A 19104-nucleotide genomic window follows, 5' to 3' on the forward strand; every position below is an offset into this window, starting at 1 on the left:
GCACCTTCACGCCGACCGTCCTCACGCGCGCGCCACCGGCGGCGGGGTCGCGGACAGCACGCGCTCGACCACCTGGACCGTCGTGGCGCCGAGGAAGTCGGCCTCGGGGTCGAGCACCAGGCGGTGCGCCAGCACGGGCACCGCGAGGTCCTTCACGTCGTCGGGGATCACGTACGCGCGGCCGGCGGCGGCGGCCTGCACCCGCGCGCAGCGCACCAGCGCCAGGCCGCCGCGGACGCTCGCGCCGAGCGCGGTCTGCGGGTCCTCGCGGGTGCCCTCGACCAGCCGGGCGACGTAGTCCAGCACCGAGCCGTCGACGTGCACCGTCTGCGCCAGCTCGGACATCTCGACCACGCCGGCGGTCGTGACGACCGCGTCGAGCTCCCTGGTGCGGTCCCGGGCGCCGGACAGGATCTCCACCGTGGCGGTGCGGTCCGGGTAGCCCAGCGACGTGCGGACCAGGAACCGGTCGAGCTGCGCCTCCGGCAGCCGGTACGTGCCCGCCTGCTCGATCGGGTTCTGGGTCGCGATCACGACGAACGGGCGGCCGACCGGGTGGGTGTCGCGGTCGACCGTGACGTGCCCCTCCTCCATGACCTCGAGCAGCGCCGACTGCGTCTTCGGCGAGGCGCGGTTGATCTCGTCCGCCAGCAGCACCGAGGTGAACACCGGGCCCGGGTGGAACTGGAAGGTGCGCGCGCCCTGGTCCCAGATCGTCACGCCCGTGACGTCGCTGGGCAGCAGGTCCGGCGTGAACTGGATGCGCTGGTGGGTGCCCTGCACGGACGCGGAGATCGCCTTGGCCAGGGAGGTCTTGCCGGTGCCAGGGGCGTCCTCCAGGAGCACGTGGCCCTCGGCGACCATCGCGGTCAGCACGAGCCGCACCGGGCGGTCGGCGCCCAGCACCGCGCGGGACACGTTGGCCACGAGGCCGTTGAACGTCTCGGCGAACCAGGCGGACTGCTCGGGGGTCATCGGTGGGGGTCTCCTGTCGGTGCGGTGCGTGGTCGTGTCGTGCGGGGCCCGATCACCCGATCGGCAGGCAAGGCGTCATCCGGAGGGAGTGCCGGTTCCAGGGTCCTGGGGACCGGTCCCAGGATCGGGAGCGGGCGGTTGCTCCGTCCAACTGACCGTGAACTGTTCGCGCGCAGTACCTGTTGGATACCGCTCATCGGTGAACGCCTCGACCTCGACCCTGAACCGGAAGCCGTTGGAAGCGTCGCCCGGGACGACGAGATCCAACGTGGTGCCCGTCGTGGTCTGCCACCGCGCGTCTTGGCCGGGGAAGTCGATTACACGATAGCGATATGTGACCTGCTTCCCAGCCTCGCCGGAAGAGCTCGGCTGCCAAGACACACGGAGCGACGACGGCCGTTCATCGGGGTTCTCTGGCGTTCGAGAGATTCCGGGTGTGCCAGGGTCGCTGGGGCGTGTAGCAACGGTCACGACGTTGCCGACCGCATCGCTCTGCCCGCCGTCATGTACCGCACGAACCTGCAGGTTGAACGATGTACCGCCAGTCAAACCGGTGATCTCGAAATCGCGGTCCCAGCGATCGGTTCGAGCGATGACAGCGCCATCACGAAGGACCTCGTAAGCGTCGATCGTTTGACCATTACCGTCCGCTTCACCCCAAACGATCCGCGCCCAGCCGTTACCCCATCGCGCATCCGAAAGAGAAGCCGAGACCTGAGCAGAACCGGAAGTCGGCCTTCCATAGGCCTTAGCATTGGCGGCTCCTGGCTCGCCATACCCAGCCTTGTTCCGCGCTCTGACCTCGAATCGATACTCAACGCCGTTCGCCGCGTCCGTCATCGGGTACGACGTAACGTCAGCGCCGTAGGTGAGCGTGCGGCTGATCCCGCCTCCAGTGATGGTCAGCTCGTAACCCCCGATCGCGTCGCCGTTCGTCGCTCCTGGAGTCCATGCCACGTTGATCTGCCCGCCAAGCGGGCTCCCAACTCGTCCGGCACTTACAGACGGAGCACCAGGTTCCGCCGCAGGGACCTCCCCGACGGACGCCGCGCTCCACGGGCTGGGCTCGGGCGCACGGTTGTGCGCGCGGACCTGCAGCGTGTAGGCGGTGCCGTTCGTCAGCCCGCGGAACGTGTACGACGTCCCGGACGTGGTGACGCTCGCGCCGCCCGGCGGGGCCGGCGACAGCATGAGCGTGTACGACGTCACCGGCGAGCCGGTCGTCGCGGGCACGTCCCAGGAGGCGGTGAGCTCGCCGTCGCCGAACGAGGTCCAGCGCGGCGCGCCCGGCGCCGACGGCACCGCGTCCGGCCGGGCCTGCGCGGAGGCGGGGCTCGGGTCCGACCAGCCGACGGCGTTCTGCGCCGCGACGGTGAACGTGTACTCGGTGTTGTTCGTCAGCCCGTCGATGGTGCACGTGGTGCTGGCGCAGGCGTACTCGCGGCCGCCGGGGCTCGCGACGACGCGGTAGCCGGTGATCGGCTCGCCGCGTCCGTCCGGCGCGGTCCAGGACAGCACGACCGTCGCGTCGCGCACCTCGCCCACGCGCGGCGCGGTCGGCGCCACGGGCTTGCCGCGCACGCGCAGCGTGATCCCGGCGGACACCTCGCGGGCGCTGTCGTCGGTGGCGTCCCGGACGCGCACCCGCACGACCATCTGCCCGACGAGCTCGGCCGCGGGCCGCACGACGACGTCGGACCCGGACACGGACGCGGTGCCGGCGCCGGGCGTCTCGACGGTGACGCCGACGACGCGCAGCGGCTGGTCCGGGAACGGGTTGGACGCGCCGGCCAGCACGTCGACGACGCGCTCCTGGCCCTGGACGGCGTCGTTGATCGTCCGGTCGGGGACGACCGCGATCCGGCGCGTGCTCGCGACGGTGCGGACGTCGACCTGGACGGTCATCTTCCCGGCCCGGCCGTAGCCGAGCTCGAACTGCAGCGTCCCGCGCGTGCCCTTCGGGGTGCCGACGTCGGAGGCGACCGACAGCCGGGTGCCCTGCAGCGACGCGGTGAACCCGGCGGGCACGTCGCCGACCTGGCGGAACGTGAACGTCTCCGTGCCCGTCGGGCCCTCGACGCCCTGGGTGAAGGCCAGCAGGTCGACGGACACCGGCGCCTCGCCCGGCCCGACCTCGAGGGTCGACGGCACGAACGTCGGCGGGTAGTCGTCCAGCGTGTAGACGGTGATCGGCAGCGTGATGACCGACGTGCGCGCCGAGGTGTCCCCCGCGCTGGTCCGGTCCGTCACCGGCACGGTGATCGACGCCGGCCCGACGTAGCCCTCGGCGGGCCGGAACTGCACGGTGGTGGAGTCGGCGACCAGCGACGAGCCGTCGGACCGGGTCGCGGTCACGCCGGCGGCGTCGGCGACCTGCGCCGTGCGGCCGGGCGCGACCTGCACCTGCTCGTCGAGCGGGATGGTCAGCGTCTCGCCGGACGCGACCCGCAGCTCGGGCGCGCGCGGCCGGGCGGTCGGCGGGAAGAACCCGAGCGCCGGGACGGAGATGAACGCGTACGCGCGCACGCCCTCCGCGGTCGTGTTGGTCAGCAGGTACGGGATCGTCTGCGCGGTCTCCGCGAGCGTCACGGTGATGGTGCCGTCCGCGCGGACCGTGGCGACGTCGGCCGCGCTGCTCGGCACCGAGACCTCCAGGTCGCCGACCGGTCCGCTCGGGTTCTGCGCGACGGCGAGGACGTCGACGTCGACGCTGGTGCGCCCGACGGTGTCGACGGGCGGCACGACGACGTCGCGCGGGACCGGCGGGAGCACCGGCGCGTCCGGGTCGACGGTCACGGACAGCACGGCGCCGCCGGTGGCCCCGCGCTCGTTGACCGCGGTGTACCCGATGTTGAAGATGCCCGCCGCGTCGCCGCGGACGACCACCCGGCTGCCGGAGACCGACGCGGTGACGCCCACGTCGGCCTCGAGGTCCTCGCGGAGCGCGAGCTCCCCGCCGAGCACGTCCGTGTCGTTCTCCAGCACGCGGACCTCGACGGTCTGGCCGGGGCGCACGGTGATCGTGTCGTCGCGCGCGACGACGCGGTTGCTGTCCCCGGGGCGCGCCGCGATGCCGACGCGGACGGTGGCGACGGCGCGCTGACCGGTCCAGTCCTCGACCGCGTAGGTGAACGTGTCGGTGCCCGCCTCGTCCGGCAGCGCCTCGTACTCGAGGTAGTCGGCGCCGACGGACGTGACCCGGCCCTTGGTGCCGGCGGACGCGACGCCGAGCAGCGTGATGCCGTCGCCGTCCGCGTCGATGCCGGCCAGCGGCACGGGGATGCGCACGGTCTCCCCCGCGAACACCCGCGCGGTCAGCGCGCGCGGCTTCGGCGGGGCCTTGGTCTCCGCGTCGGACTCGTGCACCCGGACCGTGACGGTCGCCGCGGTCTCGTTGCCGGTGGCGTCCTGCACGACGAACGTCGCGTGCACCGTCATCGGCGCGCTCGGCGCCTGGTACCGGAGGTTCTCGCCCGACACGAACAGCAGGCCCTCGCCGTCGCCCAGCGGCTCGGCGAGCTGGGTCTTCAGCGTCAGCTCGTCGCCGTCCGGGTCGTACGCCCCTTCCAGCACGGGGATCGTGACGACGCCGCCGGTCCGCACGTCGGCGGTCGCGTTCGGGACCACGGGCGGCTGCGACGTCGCCGAGGCGGGCACGGGCGTGACGATGATCTGCCCGGTCGCGCTCGCCGTGCCGTTCGACACCACGTACTGCAGCGTCACCGGCTCGGTGAGCGCGCCGACGGCCGAGATCGTGACGAGCGAGCGCTGGCGCACCGCGACCCGCAGGCCGTCGGGCGCGTCGACGCTCTGCAGCACCAGCACGCCGCCGGCGGGGTCGGAGTCGTTGGCCAGCGGGTCGATCGTGGTCTCGCCGCCGGACGGCAGCCACGCCTGGTCCTGGACGGCGACCGGCGGCTCGGCCTGCTCGGGGCGCTCGCGCACGTCGATGCGGGCCACGCCGGTCGCCTGCTGCGGCGGCGCGGTCACCGTGAACGTCACGTAGAACGTGCCCGCCTGCGGGGCGCGGAACGTGAACGTCCCGGCGTCCAGGTCGGGGACGATCGTCGTGCCCTGCAGCTCCTCGACGCCGGCGAGCCGGGGCTGCTCCGCGCCGAAGGTCCGCACGGCGTCGAGCGGGCGCAGCACCACGTCCTGGTCGACGTAGGTGACGGCGTGCACCGGGTCGATCTGCAGCGGCAGCGAGCCGATGGCCCGCACGTCCACGTCGACCGTGCCCTCGGCGGTGGACACGCCGTCGGACACGACCACGTGCACCACGTCGCGGCCGAGCTCGCCGCCGTCGGCGACGTAGGTGAGGGTGCCGTCCTGCCGGAACCGGGCGCTGCCCTTCTCGGCCGTGGCGCCGACCAGCGTCAGCGGGTCGCCGTCCGGGTCGGAGAAGTCGGCGAGCACCGGGTAGGTCGCGGTGGCGTTCTGCTCGACCCGGATCTCGCCCGTGCGGTCCTGCGCCGGGGGCTCGTCCAGGCCGGGGTCGCGCACGGTCAGCGTGACCTGCGCGGTGGACGGCGCGGTGGTGCCCCGGCCGTCGCTGATCGAGTAGGCGAACGTGACGGTGCCGGACGCGCCCGCGGGCACGGCGAGCTGCAGCGCCCGCCCCCCGTAGACCTGCTGCAGCGAGCCGAACTCGGCCGGCAGCGGGTCGACCTCGCTGATCACGAGGATCCCGCAGTCCGAGGAGGTGTCGTTGTCGATCACGGGCAGCAGGGTCGTCCGGCCCGCCCGCACGCCGAAGGCGTCGTCGACGGCGGTCGGCGCGGCGCTCGTCGGCGAGCACTCCGGCACGAGCTGCTGGGTGGTCCGGTCGCCCTCGGCCTGGTCGGTCTGGTCGTCCGGCTGCTCCTCCGGCACGACGTCCGACCAGTCGGGCTCGCGGACCTCGGTGTCCTCCAGCGGGAGCCACAGCCGGCCGTCGACGGTCTCGTTGAGCGCGACCACCTGGCGGTTCACCCGGAAGACGAGGCGGTCGGCGTTCGTGACGCCGTCCAGGTCGAGCACGCGCGCCTCGGCGCCCTCGCACAGCTCGAGGTAGTTCTGGGCGGTGGTCGGCCACGCGGCGTGCGCGCAGGTCCCGACCCGGACCGGGGCCGCCGGCGCGCCCGCGCCGCCCGCCTCGTGCTCCGCGGCGACCTCGCCGGACGCCACGGCGACCTCCACGAGGCCCGTGCTGCCCGAGACCAGGGCGGTGCTCGCGGCCGGGCCCGGCTGCTGGAGCACCGGCTGCGCCATCCCGAGCGCGCTCGACCCGCCGGGCGTCCGCACGGTGTCGCCGTCCAGGCCGACCGGGACGTCGCCGACCGCGGTGAGCGCGTCGACCGGCCCGTCGAGGGCCGGCGCCTCCTGCGCGGTCGCGGGGCCGCCGGCGACCGGGATGAGCCGGGTGACCTCGCCGGTCGTGCCCGACACGGCGAACGCGTCACCGGTCACCGACGCGGTGACGAGGCCGTCGGCGCCGACGTCGGCGTCCGGCTCGTCGGCCGTCACCTGGAGCAGCGGCAGGTCCTCGAACGTCCGGACCCAGGCCTGCCCGTCGGTGTCCATGACCGCGACCGTGCCGCCGGCCATCGAGACCTGGGCGCCCGCGGGGACGGCGACCTGCGCCGCGGCGGTGACGCCGGCGGGGTCGACGACCGTCACGGTGCCGGCCTCGACGACCAGCACGTCGCCCGCGTCCTGCAGCACGTCGAACTCGGTGCTGCTCGCGACCAGGCCGGCGTTGAGCTCCTCGACCTGCGCGTTGTACCGGCCGACCTGCAGCGTGCTGGTCGACGTCAGCCACACCGCGCCGTCGTTGAGGTCGACCTGCGCGAGCGGGAAGCCCGGGTTGACCAGCGCGAGCGCGGCGACGACCGCGGGGACGGTGACGACCGCGGCGGTGGACGCGACGCGCCGGCGGTTCCAGCCGGCCCTCACGGGACGCACCCCTCGGCCGGCACGGTCGACGCGCGCCGGTCTGCGCGGACGACGGACACCTCGATGCACACCTCGCCGGCGGCCTCCGGTGTCACCGTCACGGTCTGCTCCTCCACGATCTGCAGCTGCGGCTCACCCGTCGCGGTGCGCAGGCCCCACAGGTAGGTGTCGCCCTCCTGCTCGTCCGGGTTCGTCCAGGTGAACACGACCGTCCCGTCCGCCTCGCGCGAGCCGAACAGGTTGGTCGGCGCGGGCACGGTCTGCGACAGCGTGCTGGCCGGCCCGGGGAACTCGGTCCCGGCGTCGGGGCCGGGCGTCGCGTCGGGGCGGTTCGTCAGCAGGACCAGCGCCACGACGGCCGCGGCGATCGCGACGACGGAGCCGACCGCCGCGAGCACCCGGCCCGTGCGGGACCGGGACGGCCCGCCGGGGTGCACCTCGACGGGGGCGGGCACGAGCTCGGGGCCGGGCGCGGGCGCCGGCGCGGCGTCGGGTCGCACGGCGACGACCGGGCGCAGCCGGGTCGCCTCGGGGCCCGAGCCCAGGTCGAGCGGCGGGCCGACGGGCTGCGGCGCCGCGGCCGGCGCGGCGGCCGCTACCGGCGGGCGGGCGAGGTCCGGCCCGCCGCCCTGCGGGGCGATCTCGACGACCGGACGGGCGCGGGTGGCGTCCGCGGGCGCGCCGGCGGACGGCGCACCGGCGGCGCCGGCCGGCCCGGCGTGGTCGTCGACGTCCAGCGCCGTGACGGGCAGCCCGAGGTCCGCCTGCACGGCGCGCAGGTCCTGCGCCAGGTCGAACGCGCGGGCGTGCCGCTGCTGCGGCTCGCGGGCCATCGCGCGGGCCAGCACGGTGCGCAGGCGGTCCGGCACGTCGTCGCGCGCGAACGGCACCGGGGCGCCGCGCTCGATCCGGCCGACCAGGTCCGCCGCCTCGTTGCCGCCGCCCGGGCGCTCGAACGGCGAGCGCCCGGCCAGCGCGGAGAACAGCGTCGCGGCCAGCGAGTACACGTCGGAGCGCGCGTCGCCGTGCGGGGCCGCCGCGAGCAGCTCGGGCGCCGCCCACGGGATCGACATGCCGACGGCCGGGCCGCCCGCGTCCACCGTGGACGCGATGCCGAAGTCGGTCAGCACGGGGCGGCCGAAGTCGTTGGTCAGCACGTTGCCGGGCTTGATGTCCCGGTGCAGGATCCCGGCGCGGTGCGCCGTCTCGACCGCGGACGCCAGGCGGACGCCGAGCTCCAGCACCTCCGCGACCGCGAACCGCTCCGAGCGGTACCGCTGCCCCAGGCCGGGGCGCGCGCAGTACTCCATCACCAGGTACGGCCGGCCGTCGCCGGCCACGCCCGCCTGGTGCACCGTCACGATCGACGGGTGGTGCGAGAGCCGGGCGGTCAGGTCCGCCTCGCGCTCGAAGGCCTCGCGCGCGGCGGCGTCCACGCTGCCGAGCAGGACCTTGACGGCCACCGGCCGCCGCGGCAGGTCCTGCTCGTACAGGAACACGTCGGCGGAGCCCCCCGACCCCAGCAGCCGCTGCACCGCGTATCCGGGCAGGTGGGGCGGCTGCGAGGCCTCACGACGTCGGTTCACGCACCCGGCTCCACGGTGAACGTCACGCCGTCGCCCAGGTCGACGACGTCCCCCTCCCCGACGGCGACCGGCTCGCCCGCGGTGACGCGCCGCGGCGGCAGGGCCCCGGCGGCGACGGTGATGCCGTTCGTCGAGTACAGGTCGGTGACCAGGACGCGGCCGGCCTCGAGGCGGACCTCGGCGTGGGTGCGCGAGATGTCCTGCTCCGGGCTGGGCACGGTGACCAGGCGCGCCTGGGCCCCGTCGGGCGCGCGGTCGGCCTGCGGCGCGCGGCCGATCAGCACGACGCCGTCGACCGGCACGAGCGCGCCCGTGGACAGGGCGAGCCGCGGGACCGGCAGCGCGCCCGTGGAGGCCGCCGTGACGGGGACGGCGCCCGAGACGCCCGGCGCGGGGGCCGGCGTCGGGACGACCGGGCCGGACGGCCACTCACCCGTCTGGGACACCGCCCAGGACGGCAGGTGCTGCCGAATCGAGGCCAGCTCGCCGCTGAGGATCGTGAGGCCGTCGTGGTCGTCGGCGGACGCCGGGCCCGGCAGCACCGGGGCGGCCGGGGCCGGCGGGACGTACGGCTGCGACGGGGCCGGGATGACGGGCGCGCCGGCAGCCGAGGGGGCGGCGGGCGCGGGCGCGGGGGTCGGGGCGGCAGCCGGGGCCGGCGCGCGCTCCGGAGCGGGCGCGCCGGCGTCGTGCTCCTCGACCTCCGCGGGGGCGTCCGACGGCGCGTCGGCGGGCGCGTCCTCCTCGACGACCTCGGCCTCCACGACCTCCGCCTCGACGACCTCCGCCTCGACGAGCTCGCCCTCGACGACCTCGCCCGGCGCCGGGGCGCCCTCGACGACCTCGGTGCCCGACGGCTGGTCCGCCGAGCCGGCGGCGACCGCGGTCGACGCGGCCTCGGCCGGCTCCGGCACGGCGACCGGCTCGGGCGCGGCCTCGGCGACGACGGCGGCGACCGGCGACTCCGCCGCCGCGCGCCCGGGCGCCACGGCCACCGGCGTCGGCTCCGCGGACCGCACGACGGGCTCGGACGGCGCCGCCGCGGCGGGCTCGCGCGCCGCGTCCGCGCCGGTCAGCCGGACCCGCACGCGGGACGCGCGCACGACGCCGCTGACGATGGGCAGGGCGGGCCCGCGGCCGGAGCCGGACACCCGGACGGTGACCTCCTCGGCCGCGCCGACGGACCGCTCGGACCAGGACACGACCTGCGGCGCGGACAGCACCTCGGCGCGCGTGCCGCGCACGACCTCGACCTCCACGTCGCCGCGCAGCGCGGTGTGCACCTGGCCGCCGGCCAGGTCGACGGCCGCGAACGGGTGCAGGCCGCCGATGCCGTGCCGGACCAGGGCGTCGAGCTGCGCGCCGAGCCCCTCGCCGCGCTCGGGCGCGGAGGTCCACACGTCGCGCACGACCTCGGGCGGGGTGCTGGGGGCGAGCAGCAGCACGACGCCGCCGGCCACGACGGCGTACCACTCGCCGGGGGTGTACTCGGGCACGATCACCGACGGTCCTCCTGGTGGTTGCGCGGTCGCGGGATGGTCGCCCCGTCGACGCTCTCGTCCCATGTCCTATCGGCAGGAGCGGTGCCGAACGCGAGCCATCCGGGTGAATCCGTCGTGTCGGGCTCATCACCCGCGGCGTCGACGACGACCGCGGTGGCGTTGTCCCGCCCGCCGGCCTCGACGGCGCGCCGGACCAGCTCCGCGGCCGCGGCCCCGGCGCCCTCGACCCGGTGCAGGACGTCGGCCAGGTCGGCGGGCGTGAGCTCGCCGGTCACGCCGTCGGAGCACACCAGCAGCCGGTCCCCCGGGCGCGCCGGCAGCGTCCAGTAGTCGGGGTCCGGGTCGGCGCCGGTGCCCAGCGCGCGCGTGAGCACGTGCCGCTCGGGGTGCTGCTCGGCGGCGTCCCGGCTCAGCGCGCCGGAGTCGACGAGCTCCTGCACGACCGAGTGGTCGACGGTGAGCTGGGCGAGCTCGCCGTCCGCCCAGCGGTAGACCCGCGAGTCGCCGACGTTGAACACCAGCCAGTGCGCGGCCCCGTCGTGCTCGGAGAGGGCGACGCCGGTCACGGTCGTGCCGCCCTCGCGGCGCTCGAACGCGCCACGGATCCGGCGCGCGGCGCTGCGGAAGCACGCGTGCAGGTCGGACGGGTCGACGGTCGCCCGCCCCGCGAGCGCGGCGAACTCCTCGACCGCTAGGCGGCTCGCCACGTCGCCCGCCTCGTGCCCGCCCATGCCGTCGGCGACGAGGAACACCGGCGGGTGCGCCAGCAGCGCGTCCTCGTTGAGCGCGCGCACGCGCCCCCGGTCCGTCGCCGAACCCCACGTCGTCCGCACCCGTGCTCCCCTCGTCGCCCCTGCCGGCACCATGGTGCCTGGTCGCGGCACCACGTACCGCATCGTCCACACCCTCAGATGCCCAGCTGGTACACACCCCAGTAGGCGAGGACGACGAGCAGCGCGGCGCTGGCGGCGCACGTGCCCCACAGCACGACGTGCCCGAGCACCCCGTGCGCCATCGGCTCGCCGGCCCGGCGGAGCCGCCGCAGCCGCACGACGACGGCCGCCGCCGCGTACACGGCGACGAGGCCGAGCACCCGCACCGCGATCCACCCGCCCTGCACGATCCAGCCGTTGCGCTCGTACCCGACCGCGAGCCGGGCGACCTCGACGAGGTACCAGACCAGCGCCACGACGGTCGCGACGGACGCCCCGGACAGCAGCGCGAGGCGGCGGGTCAGCGTCCGGTCCCGCCCGGGCCCCGGCTCGCGCCCGCGCAGGTGCTGCACGCCGACCACTGCCAGCCGCCCGGCCGGCAGCAGCACGAGCAGGCCGACCGCGCCCGCGACCAGGACCAGCAGCACGTCCCCGTCGCCGAGCCAGCGCGGCTGCGGCACCGGGCCCGCCCAGTAGAGCTGGGAGGGCTGGTCGCCCGCGATCCGCGGGTACGCCGCCCCGGTCGCGGGCAGCCCCAGCACCCAGCCCGACAGGTCGTCGAGGAAAGCGGGCGCCACGATCTCGTCGACCCGGATCCCGTGGTCCGCCCCCCGGTAGTACCGCACCGTGTACTGCGTGTTCCCGGCGATCGCCAGGTCGCGGATGATCTGCTCCGCACCCTGCACCACCGGCATCGACGCGTCGGCCGTCCCGTACACGACGAGCACCGGCTGGGTCATCCGGCGCTGGTACGGCGCGACGTCGAAGTCGGCGTAGTCGAGGCCGCCGCCGGGCAGCGACATGCCGACCGCCCGCGGGATCGCCCGGAACACCTGCTGCGGGACGCCGGTGTTGCGCAGGTAGGAGTCGACGGCGAACGCGGCCTGCTGGCGCGGCGGCACGACCGGGGCGGACGCCAGCACCACGAACGCGATGCCCGGCTCGTCGGCCGCCATCACCGGCGCGATCCAGGCGCCCTCGCTCTCGGCGTACACCCCCACGCGGGCCGGGTCGACGCCGTCCACCCGGCGGAGCCGGTCGACGGACCGCAGGTAGTCGCCGGCCATCTCGACGTAGTCGCGGTGCCGGAGCGTGTAGGTGTCGAGGCGCTTGTCCGGCACCAGCGTCGCGACGCCGTGCTCGGCGAGCGAGCGGGCCTGGTCGAGGAAGGCGTCGGTGAACTTCCCGGTACCGGCGCCGTGCACGAACACCACCGCGGGCACGTCGCCCTCGACGCCGACGGGCATGAGCAGCTGCGCGTCCACGTCGGCACCGTCGAGCGCGACCGTGAGCACCGAGGCCCGCACCGGGTAGGGGCCGGCCTCGACGGCGCCGGTGATCGCGGTCGCCGACGTCTGGACGGTGAGCGGGTCGGTGAGCGGCACCGGCGACCACTGAGGCCCCATGAGCGCGCCGAGCACGGCGAGCACCACCGCGCCCACGACGGTCCCCGCTGCGGTCCGGTAGCGCACGTCGCGATTATCCCCGTCGGGGTCCGCGCGCACAGGGACCTCCTGGTCCCGCTGCGTGGCCGGGGTGCTCAGAAGCCCAGCCGCCCGAGCTGCTTGGGGTCGCGCTGCCAGTCCTTGGCGACCTTCACGTGCAGGTCGAGGTACACCCGGGAGCCCAGGAGCGCCTCGATCCCGCGGCGGGCGCGGGTGCCGACGTCGCGCAGCCGGGAGCCGCCGCGGCCGATGACGATCGCCTTCTGGCTGTCCCGCTCGACGAACAGGTGCACCCGGACGTCGAGCATCGGGGTCTCGTCCTTCGCGGTCTCGCGCGGCACGATCTCGTCGACGACGACGGCCAGCGAGTGCGGCAGCTCGTCGCGCACGCCCTCGAGCGCGGCCTCGCGGACCAGCTCGGCGACCATGACGGCCTCGGGCTCGTCGGTCAGCTCGCCCTCGGGGTACAGCGCCGGGCCCTCCGGCAGGTGGGAGACGAGCACCTGCTCGACGACGTCGACCTGGTAGCCCGACTCCGCCGACACCGGCACGATGTCCGCCCAGTCGCCGAGCTCGGAGACCGCGAGCAGGTGCTCGGCGAGCCGCTGCTTGCCGACCAGGTCGGCCTTGGTGGCGATCGCCACGACCGGCGTGCGCCGGCCGAGCTGGGCGAGCTGCTCGGCGATGAACCGGTCGCCCGGGCCGACCTTCTGGTCCGCGGGCAGGCAGAACCCGACGACGTCGACCTCGGTCAGCGTGTCCCGCACGAGGTCGTTCAGGCGCTCGCCGAGCAGCGTGCGCGGCCGGTGCAGGCCGGGGGTGTCGACCAGCACGAGCTGGGCGTCGGGACGGTGCACGATGCCGCGGACGGTGTGCCGCGTGGTCTGCGGCCGTCCGGAGGTGATCGCCACCTTCTGGCCGACCAGGGCGTTGGTGAGCGTCGACTTGCCGGCGTTGGGCCGGCCGACGAGGCAGGCGAAGCCGGAGCGGTGGGTCACGGGGTTCTCCGTCATGTCAGGATCCGTCGGTGGTCGTGGCGGGCGCGGCGGACCGCTGGCCCTCGGCGGGGGTCTCGGGGGCGCGCTCGTCGGGCTCCGGGGCGCGGGACACCAGGACCCGGGCGACCCGCTTGCGCCGGCCCTCCGTGCCCTGCGCGACCAGGCGCAGCCCGTGGATCTCGCCCGCGGAGCCGGGGATCGGCACCTTGCCGAGCGCCTTGGCCAGCAGGCCGCCGGCGGTGTCGACGTCGTCGTCCTCGACCTCGAGCCCGACGAGCTCGCCGAGCTCGTCCTTGCCGAGCCGGGCCGGGACGAGGAACGTGCCGCCGCCGAGGTCCTCGACCTGCGGGGCGTGCGGGTCGTGCTCGTCGGTCAGCTCGCCGACGATCTCCTCCAGGGCGTCCTCGATCGTCACGAGGCCGGCGATCCCGCCGTACTCGTCGACGACCATCGCGATGTGGCTGGCACCGGCCTGCAGCTCGCGCAGCAGCTCGTCGACCGGCTTCGACTCGGGCACGAACACCGCGGGCCGCACCAGCGACCCGGCCGGCGCCGTCGCGGCCTCCGGGTCGTCCTGCATCCGGCGCACGAGGTCCTTGAGGTACAGCACGCCCCGGAGGTCGTCCACGCCCTCGCCGACCACCGGCACCCGGGAGTAGCCGGACCGCAGCAGCAGGGACAGCACCTTGCGCAGCGGGGTGGCCTCACCGGTGGTCACCATGTCCGTGCGCGGGACCATCACCTCGCGGGTGAGGGTGTCGCCGAGGCCGAGGACCGAGCGGACCATCGCCCGCTCGTCCAGGTCGGCCGACGGGGACTGGCCGACGCGCTCGACCATCTCGCGCAGCTCGTCCTCGTCCAGGTCCGAGCCGGCGGCCGGGGCGACCCGGACCAGCGGGCCGGCCACGGCACGCACCGCGAGCAGCAGCCGCGACGTCGCGGTCAGCACCTGGCGCGAGTACCGGTGGCCCAGCGAGCGCGGGCTGAGCCGCGCGAGCACGACCGTGAGGAACGCGCAGGCGAGCACGGCGACGACGAGCTCGGCGAGCCAGGGCAGCGACGACGCGGCGATCGCCAGCGTGAGGCAGACCGCGGCCACCATCTCGCACAGCAGCCGCACGACGCCCGCCGAACCGGCGACGGTCGCGCGCTGCTCGGTGAGCCGCCGCACGCGCTCCGCGGCGGGGTGCCGGGAGGCGAGCAGGTCGGCGACGACGCCGCGGGACACCCGGAGCACCGCCGCCTCGCCCGCGGACAGCACGGCGGCCGCGAGCAGGGCGAGGACCGTCAGGGCCGCGAGCAGCCCGAGCGGGACGCCGGCGGTCATCGGCCGGCGAGGAAGGTCAGCAGCAGCTGGCGCTGCAGGCCGAACATCTCCTTCTCCTCCTCCGGCTCCGCGTGGTCGTAGCCCAGCAGGTGCAGGATCCCGTGCGTGGTGAGCAGCAGCAGCTCCTCGGCCGTGGAGTGGCCGGCGGTGCGCGCCTGCTCGACGGCGACCTCCGGGCACAGCACGACGTCGCCGAGCAGCCCGGCGGGGGTCGGCTCGTCGGCGCGGCCGGGGCGCAGCTCGTCCATCGGGAAGGACAGCACGTCGGTCGGGCCCGGCTCGTCCATCCACTTCACGTGCAGGTCCGTCATGACCTCGGTGTCGACGAACAGGATCGACAGGTCGGTCTGCGGGTGCACGTGCATCTGGTCCAGCACGAAGCGGGCGAGCGCGGCGAACTCCGCCTCGTCGACCTCGTGGCCGGACTCGTTGTTGACCTCGATACTCATCTCTTCGTGCTGTCCCAGCGTGCGTAGGCGTCGATGATGTCGCTGACCAGGCGGTGGCGGACGACGTCCGAGGAGGACATCCGGCAGAACGCGACGTCGTCCACGTCGTCGAGGATCGACTCGACCACCCGGAGGCCCGAGGTCGTGCCGGACGGCAGGTCGACCTGGGTGACGTCGCCGGTCACGACCACCTTGGAGCCGAAGCCCAGGCGGGTGAGGAACATCTTCATCTGCTCGGCGGAGGTGTTCTGCGCCTCGTCGAGGATGATGAAAGAGTCGTTGAGCGTGCGCCCGCGCATGTAGGCGAGCGGCGCGACCTCGATCGTGCCCGCCTCCATCAGCCGCGGGATCGACTCCGGGTCGACCATGTCGTGCAGCGCGTCGTACAGCGGCCGCAGGTAGGGGTCGATCTTGTCGCTGAGCGAGCCGGGCAGGAACCCGAGCCGCTCCCCCGCCTCGACGGCCGGGCGGGTCAGCACGATGCGGTTCACCTGGCGGGCCTGCAGCGCCTGCACGGCCTTGGCCATGGCGAGGTAGGTCTTGCCGGTGCCCGCGGGGCCGATGCCGAACGTGATCGTGTTCCGGTCGATCGCGTCGACGTACTCCTTCTGCCCCGCCGTCTTGGCGCGGATGGTCCGGCCGCGGGTGGACAGGATGTTGAACGTCAGCACGTCCGCCGGACGCGTCGCGGTGCCGGCGGTGAGCATGGCGACGGAGCGCGTGACGACGTCCGGCGTCAGCGGCGTGCCCGCGACGGCGGTCTCGACGAGCTCGTCGACCAGGCGCGCGACGAGGGCGACGTCCCCGGCGGGGCCGCCGAGGGTGATCTCGTTGCCGCGCACGTGCACGTCGACGGTGCGGAACCCCTCCTCCACGGCGCGCAGCACCTGGTCGTCCATCCCCAGGAGCTCGACCATGGACACGCTGGACGGGATCGTGATCCGGTGCTCGACCCGGGCGGTCCCGGGGAGCGATCGCCGCTGGCGATCGGGTGTGGTCTCGGCCATGTGCTCGGCGTGCGCCGTGCGCTCCTTCATCGAGGCGGGATGAGGACACCCATCCTACCGACCACCACCGACGGACCGCCCCCGGATTCTCCCGGTCGCGGCGGGGTGGCGCCAGGGGCGGACGGCCCTGTCCAACCGCGAGGCCGGGGAGCAGAGTAGGGAGGGCGGGTGCGACGACGCCCCCGCGGTCGTACCCGGAGGTGCACGTGGCCAGCTATGTCCAGGACTTCTCCGAGGGTGGCAAGGACCAGAAGGACCTGCTCGGCGGCAAGGGCGCGAACCTCGCCGAGATGACCCGCCTCGGACTGCCGGTGCCGCCCGGCTTCACCATCACCACCGACGCCTGCCGCGCGTACATGCGCACGGGCCACCTGCCGCCCGAGCTGCGCGTGCAGGTCACCATGGCCGTCCGCCGGCTCGAGGACGCGCTGGGCCGGGGGCTCGGCGACTTCCACGAGCCGCTGCTCGTCTCGGTGCGCTCCGGCGCCAAGTTCTCCATGCCCGGGATGATGGAGACCGTGCTCAACGTCGGGCTCAACGACGCGTCCGTGATCGGGCTGGCGGAGCTCGCGGGCGACGAGCGGTTCGCGTGGGACTCGTACCGGCGGCTGATCCAGATGTTCGGCCGGACCGTCCTCGACATCGACGGCGACCGGTTCGCCGACACGCTGGACGAGGCCAAGGCCGCCAAGGGCGTCGCGCAGGACGTCGACCTCGACGCGGCGGACCTGCGGCGGCTGGTCGAGGCGTACAAGGAGATCGTGCGCGCGGAGTCGGGGCGCGAGTTCCCCCAGCACCCGCGCGAGCAGCTGGACCTGGCGATCGTCGCCGTGCTGCGGTCCTGGAACACCGACCGCGCGCGGCTGTACCGGCGCCGCGAGCGCATCCCGGACGACCTCGGCACGGCGGTCAACGTCGTAAGCATGGTGTTCGGCAACCTCGGGCCGACCTCCGGCACCGGCGTGGCCTTCACCCGCGACCCCGCGACCGGGCACTCCGGCGACTACGGGGACTACCTGGCGAACGCGCAGGGCGAGGACGTCGTCGCCGGCATCCGGAACACGCTGAGCCTCGCCGAGATGGAGCAGGTGTCCCCGCAGGCGTACGGCGAGCTGCGCCAGGCGATGCGCCGGCTCGAGACCCACTACCGCGACCTGTGCGACGTCGAGTTCACCGTCGAGCGCGGGAAGCTCTGGATGCTGCAGACCCGGGTCGGCAAGCGCACCGCGCCCGCCGCGTTCCGGATCGCGACCCAGCTGGTCGACGAGCACCTCATCACGATGGACGAGGCGCTGGCCCGGGTCAGTGGGGCGCAGCTGTCCCAGCTGATGTTCCCGCGGTTCGACGCCGGGGCCGAGCGCACCCTGCTGACCCGCGGCATGGCCGCCTCCCCCGGTGCCGCCGTGGGCGCGGCGGTGTTCGACTCCGCCACGGCCGAGGCGCGCGCGGCCGGCGGCGAGGACGTGGTGCTGGTCCGGCGGGAGACCAACCCGGACGACCTCGGCGGCATGATCGCGTCGGTCGGCGTGCTCACCGCCCGCGGCGGCAAGACGTCGCACGCGGCCGTGGTCGCGCGCGGCATGGGCCTGACCTGCGTGGTCGGCGCCGACGAGCTCGACATCGACCTCGGCGCGCGGTCCATGAAGGTCGGCGGCCACGAGGTCGCCGAGGGCGACGTGATCGCGATCGACGGCTCCACCGGGGAGGTCTACCTCGGCGCCGTGCCCGTCGTGGCGTCGCCCGTCAGCACCTACCTCGCCGAGGGGCTGGACGCCGCGCTGGCGCAGGCCGGGCCGGACCAGGAGACGGCCGAGCTCGTGCGGTCGGTGCACCGCGTGCTGACCCACGCGGACGAGACGCGGCGGCTGCGCGTGCACGCGAACGCCGACACCGCCGAGGACGCCCGGCGCGCCCGGTCGCTCGGCGCGCAGGGCATCGGGCTGTGCCGGACCGAGCACATGTTCCTCGGCGAGCGCCGGGTGCTGGTCGAGCGGGTCGTGCTGGCCGACGACGACGCCGAGCGGCAGGCCGCGCTCGACGCCCTGCTCCCGCTGCAGCGCGAGGACTTCGCGGCCCTGCTGACCGAGATGGACGGGCTGCCGACGACGATCCGGCTGATCGACCCGCCGCTGCACGAGTTCCTGCCCGACCTCACCGAGCTGGCCGTCAAGGTCGCGGTCGCGGCCGAGCGCGGCGAGCCGGACCCGCACGACGTGAAGCTGCTGGCGGCCGTGCGCCGGATGCACGAGGCGAACCCCATGCTCGGGCTGCGGGGCGTCCGGCTCGGCCTGGTCGTGCCGGGGCTGTTCGCGCTGCAGATCCGGGCGGTCTGCGAGGCGGCGGCCGACCGGATCGCGGCGGGCGGGCACCCGCACGCCGAGATCATGGTGCCGCTCGTCGGGTCCGTGATGGAGCTGCACCTCGTGCGGGACGACGCGCTGCGGATCATGGCGGAGGTCGGCGCCGGACGCGGCGTCGAGCTCGACCTGCCGGTCGGCGTGATGATCGAGCTGCCCCGCGCCGCGCTGACCGCGGACCGGATCGCCGAGATCGCCCAGTTCTTCTCGTTCGGCACCAACGACCTCACGCAGACCACGTGGGGCTTCTCCCGGGACGACGTCGAGGGCGCGTTCTTCCCGGAGTACCTGGCGAACGGGGTGCTGACGGTGTCCCCGTTCGAGACCATCGACACGAAGGGGGTCGGACGGCTCGTCCGCATCGCCGTGGAGGAGGGCCGGGCGACCCGGCCGGACCTCTCCGTGGGGGTGTGCGGCGAGCACGGCGGTGACCCGGAGTCGATCCGGTTCTTCGACGCGGTGGGCCTGGACTACGTGTCCTGCTCGCCGTTCCGGGTTCCGGTCGCGCGGCTCGAGGCCGGCAGGGCCGCGATCCAGGGTGCCGACTCCGACGCCCGGTGAGGGGGCGCGCGCGACGCCGCCGACCCGGTTG

General features: G+C 75.0%; 11 protein-coding genes. 1 reads left to right on the forward strand and 10 read right to left on the reverse strand.

What is annotated here, in order from left to right; genetic code table 11:
* Positions 1-21: 21 nt before the first annotated feature.
* The 10 genes from Cpa01nite_RS10870 to Cpa01nite_RS10915 form a co-directional block, all read right to left on the reverse strand.
* Positions 22-975: an AAA family ATPase gene (locus tag Cpa01nite_RS10870; protein ID WP_203668784.1), complete on the reverse strand. Its 954-nt coding sequence runs from the start codon at positions 973-975 to the stop codon at positions 22-24.
* Positions 976-1050: 75 nt separating this feature from the next.
* Positions 1051-6909: an Ig-like domain-containing protein gene (locus Cpa01nite_RS10875; protein WP_203668785.1), complete on the reverse strand. Its 5859-nt coding sequence runs from the start codon at positions 6907-6909 to the stop codon at positions 1051-1053.
* Complete coding sequence (locus Cpa01nite_RS10880) at positions 6906-8495, reverse strand: serine/threonine-protein kinase (protein ID WP_203668786.1); 1590 nt, start codon at positions 8493-8495, stop codon at positions 6906-6908. Before Cpa01nite_RS10880 ends, Cpa01nite_RS10875 begins: the two co-directional genes overlap by 4 nt.
* Positions 8492-9997: an FHA domain-containing protein gene (locus Cpa01nite_RS10885; RefSeq protein ID WP_203668787.1), complete on the reverse strand. Its 1506-nt coding sequence runs from the start codon at positions 9995-9997 to the stop codon at positions 8492-8494. The genes Cpa01nite_RS10880 and Cpa01nite_RS10885 overlap by 4 nt, the downstream gene beginning before the upstream one ends.
* The gene (locus Cpa01nite_RS10890) at positions 9994-10791 is read right to left on the reverse strand and encodes a PP2C family protein-serine/threonine phosphatase (RefSeq protein WP_239068709.1); all 798 of its coding nucleotides are present in this window, start codon (positions 10789-10791) and stop codon (positions 9994-9996) included. The genes Cpa01nite_RS10885 and Cpa01nite_RS10890 overlap by 4 nt, the downstream gene beginning before the upstream one ends.
* Positions 10792-10904: 113 nt before the next feature.
* Complete coding sequence (locus tag Cpa01nite_RS10895; protein WP_308439369.1) at positions 10905-12401, reverse strand: alpha/beta hydrolase family protein; 1497 nt, start codon at positions 12399-12401, stop codon at positions 10905-10907.
* 68 nt (positions 12402-12469) lie between these two features.
* Positions 12470-13387: a GTPase Era gene (gene era / locus Cpa01nite_RS10900; RefSeq protein ID WP_203668789.1), complete on the reverse strand. Its 918-nt coding sequence runs from the start codon at positions 13385-13387 to the stop codon at positions 12470-12472.
* Between the two features lies 1 nt (position 13388).
* Positions 13389-14699 carry a hemolysin family protein gene (locus Cpa01nite_RS10905; protein ID WP_203668790.1) on the reverse strand — a complete coding sequence of 437 codons (1311 nt, stop codon included), beginning with the start codon at positions 14697-14699 and terminating at the stop codon, positions 13389-13391.
* Entirely contained in the window at positions 14696-15148 is a 453-nt protein-coding gene (gene ybeY, locus Cpa01nite_RS10910) for an rRNA maturation RNase YbeY (protein WP_122149451.1), read from the reverse strand. The genes Cpa01nite_RS10905 and ybeY overlap by 4 nt, the downstream gene beginning before the upstream one ends.
* On the reverse strand, positions 15145-16155 hold the full coding sequence (locus tag Cpa01nite_RS10915) for a PhoH family protein (RefSeq protein WP_203668832.1): 1011 nt from the start codon (positions 16153-16155) through the stop codon (positions 15145-15147). Before Cpa01nite_RS10915 ends, ybeY begins: the two co-directional genes overlap by 4 nt.
* A gap of 206 nt (positions 16156-16361) precedes the next feature.
* Between Cpa01nite_RS10915 and ppdK the strand changes: the two genes are divergently transcribed.
* On the forward strand, positions 16362-19073 hold the full coding sequence (gene ppdK, locus Cpa01nite_RS10920; RefSeq protein ID WP_203668791.1) for a pyruvate, phosphate dikinase: 2712 nt from the start codon (positions 16362-16364) through the stop codon (positions 19071-19073).
* The last annotated feature ends 31 nt before the right edge of the window (positions 19074-19104 follow it).

Origin of the sequence: Cellulomonas pakistanensis (assembly GCF_016862755.1) — a bacterium.
GTDB classification, from domain to species: domain Bacteria; phylum Actinomycetota; class Actinomycetes; order Actinomycetales; family Cellulomonadaceae; genus Cellulomonas; species Cellulomonas pakistanensis.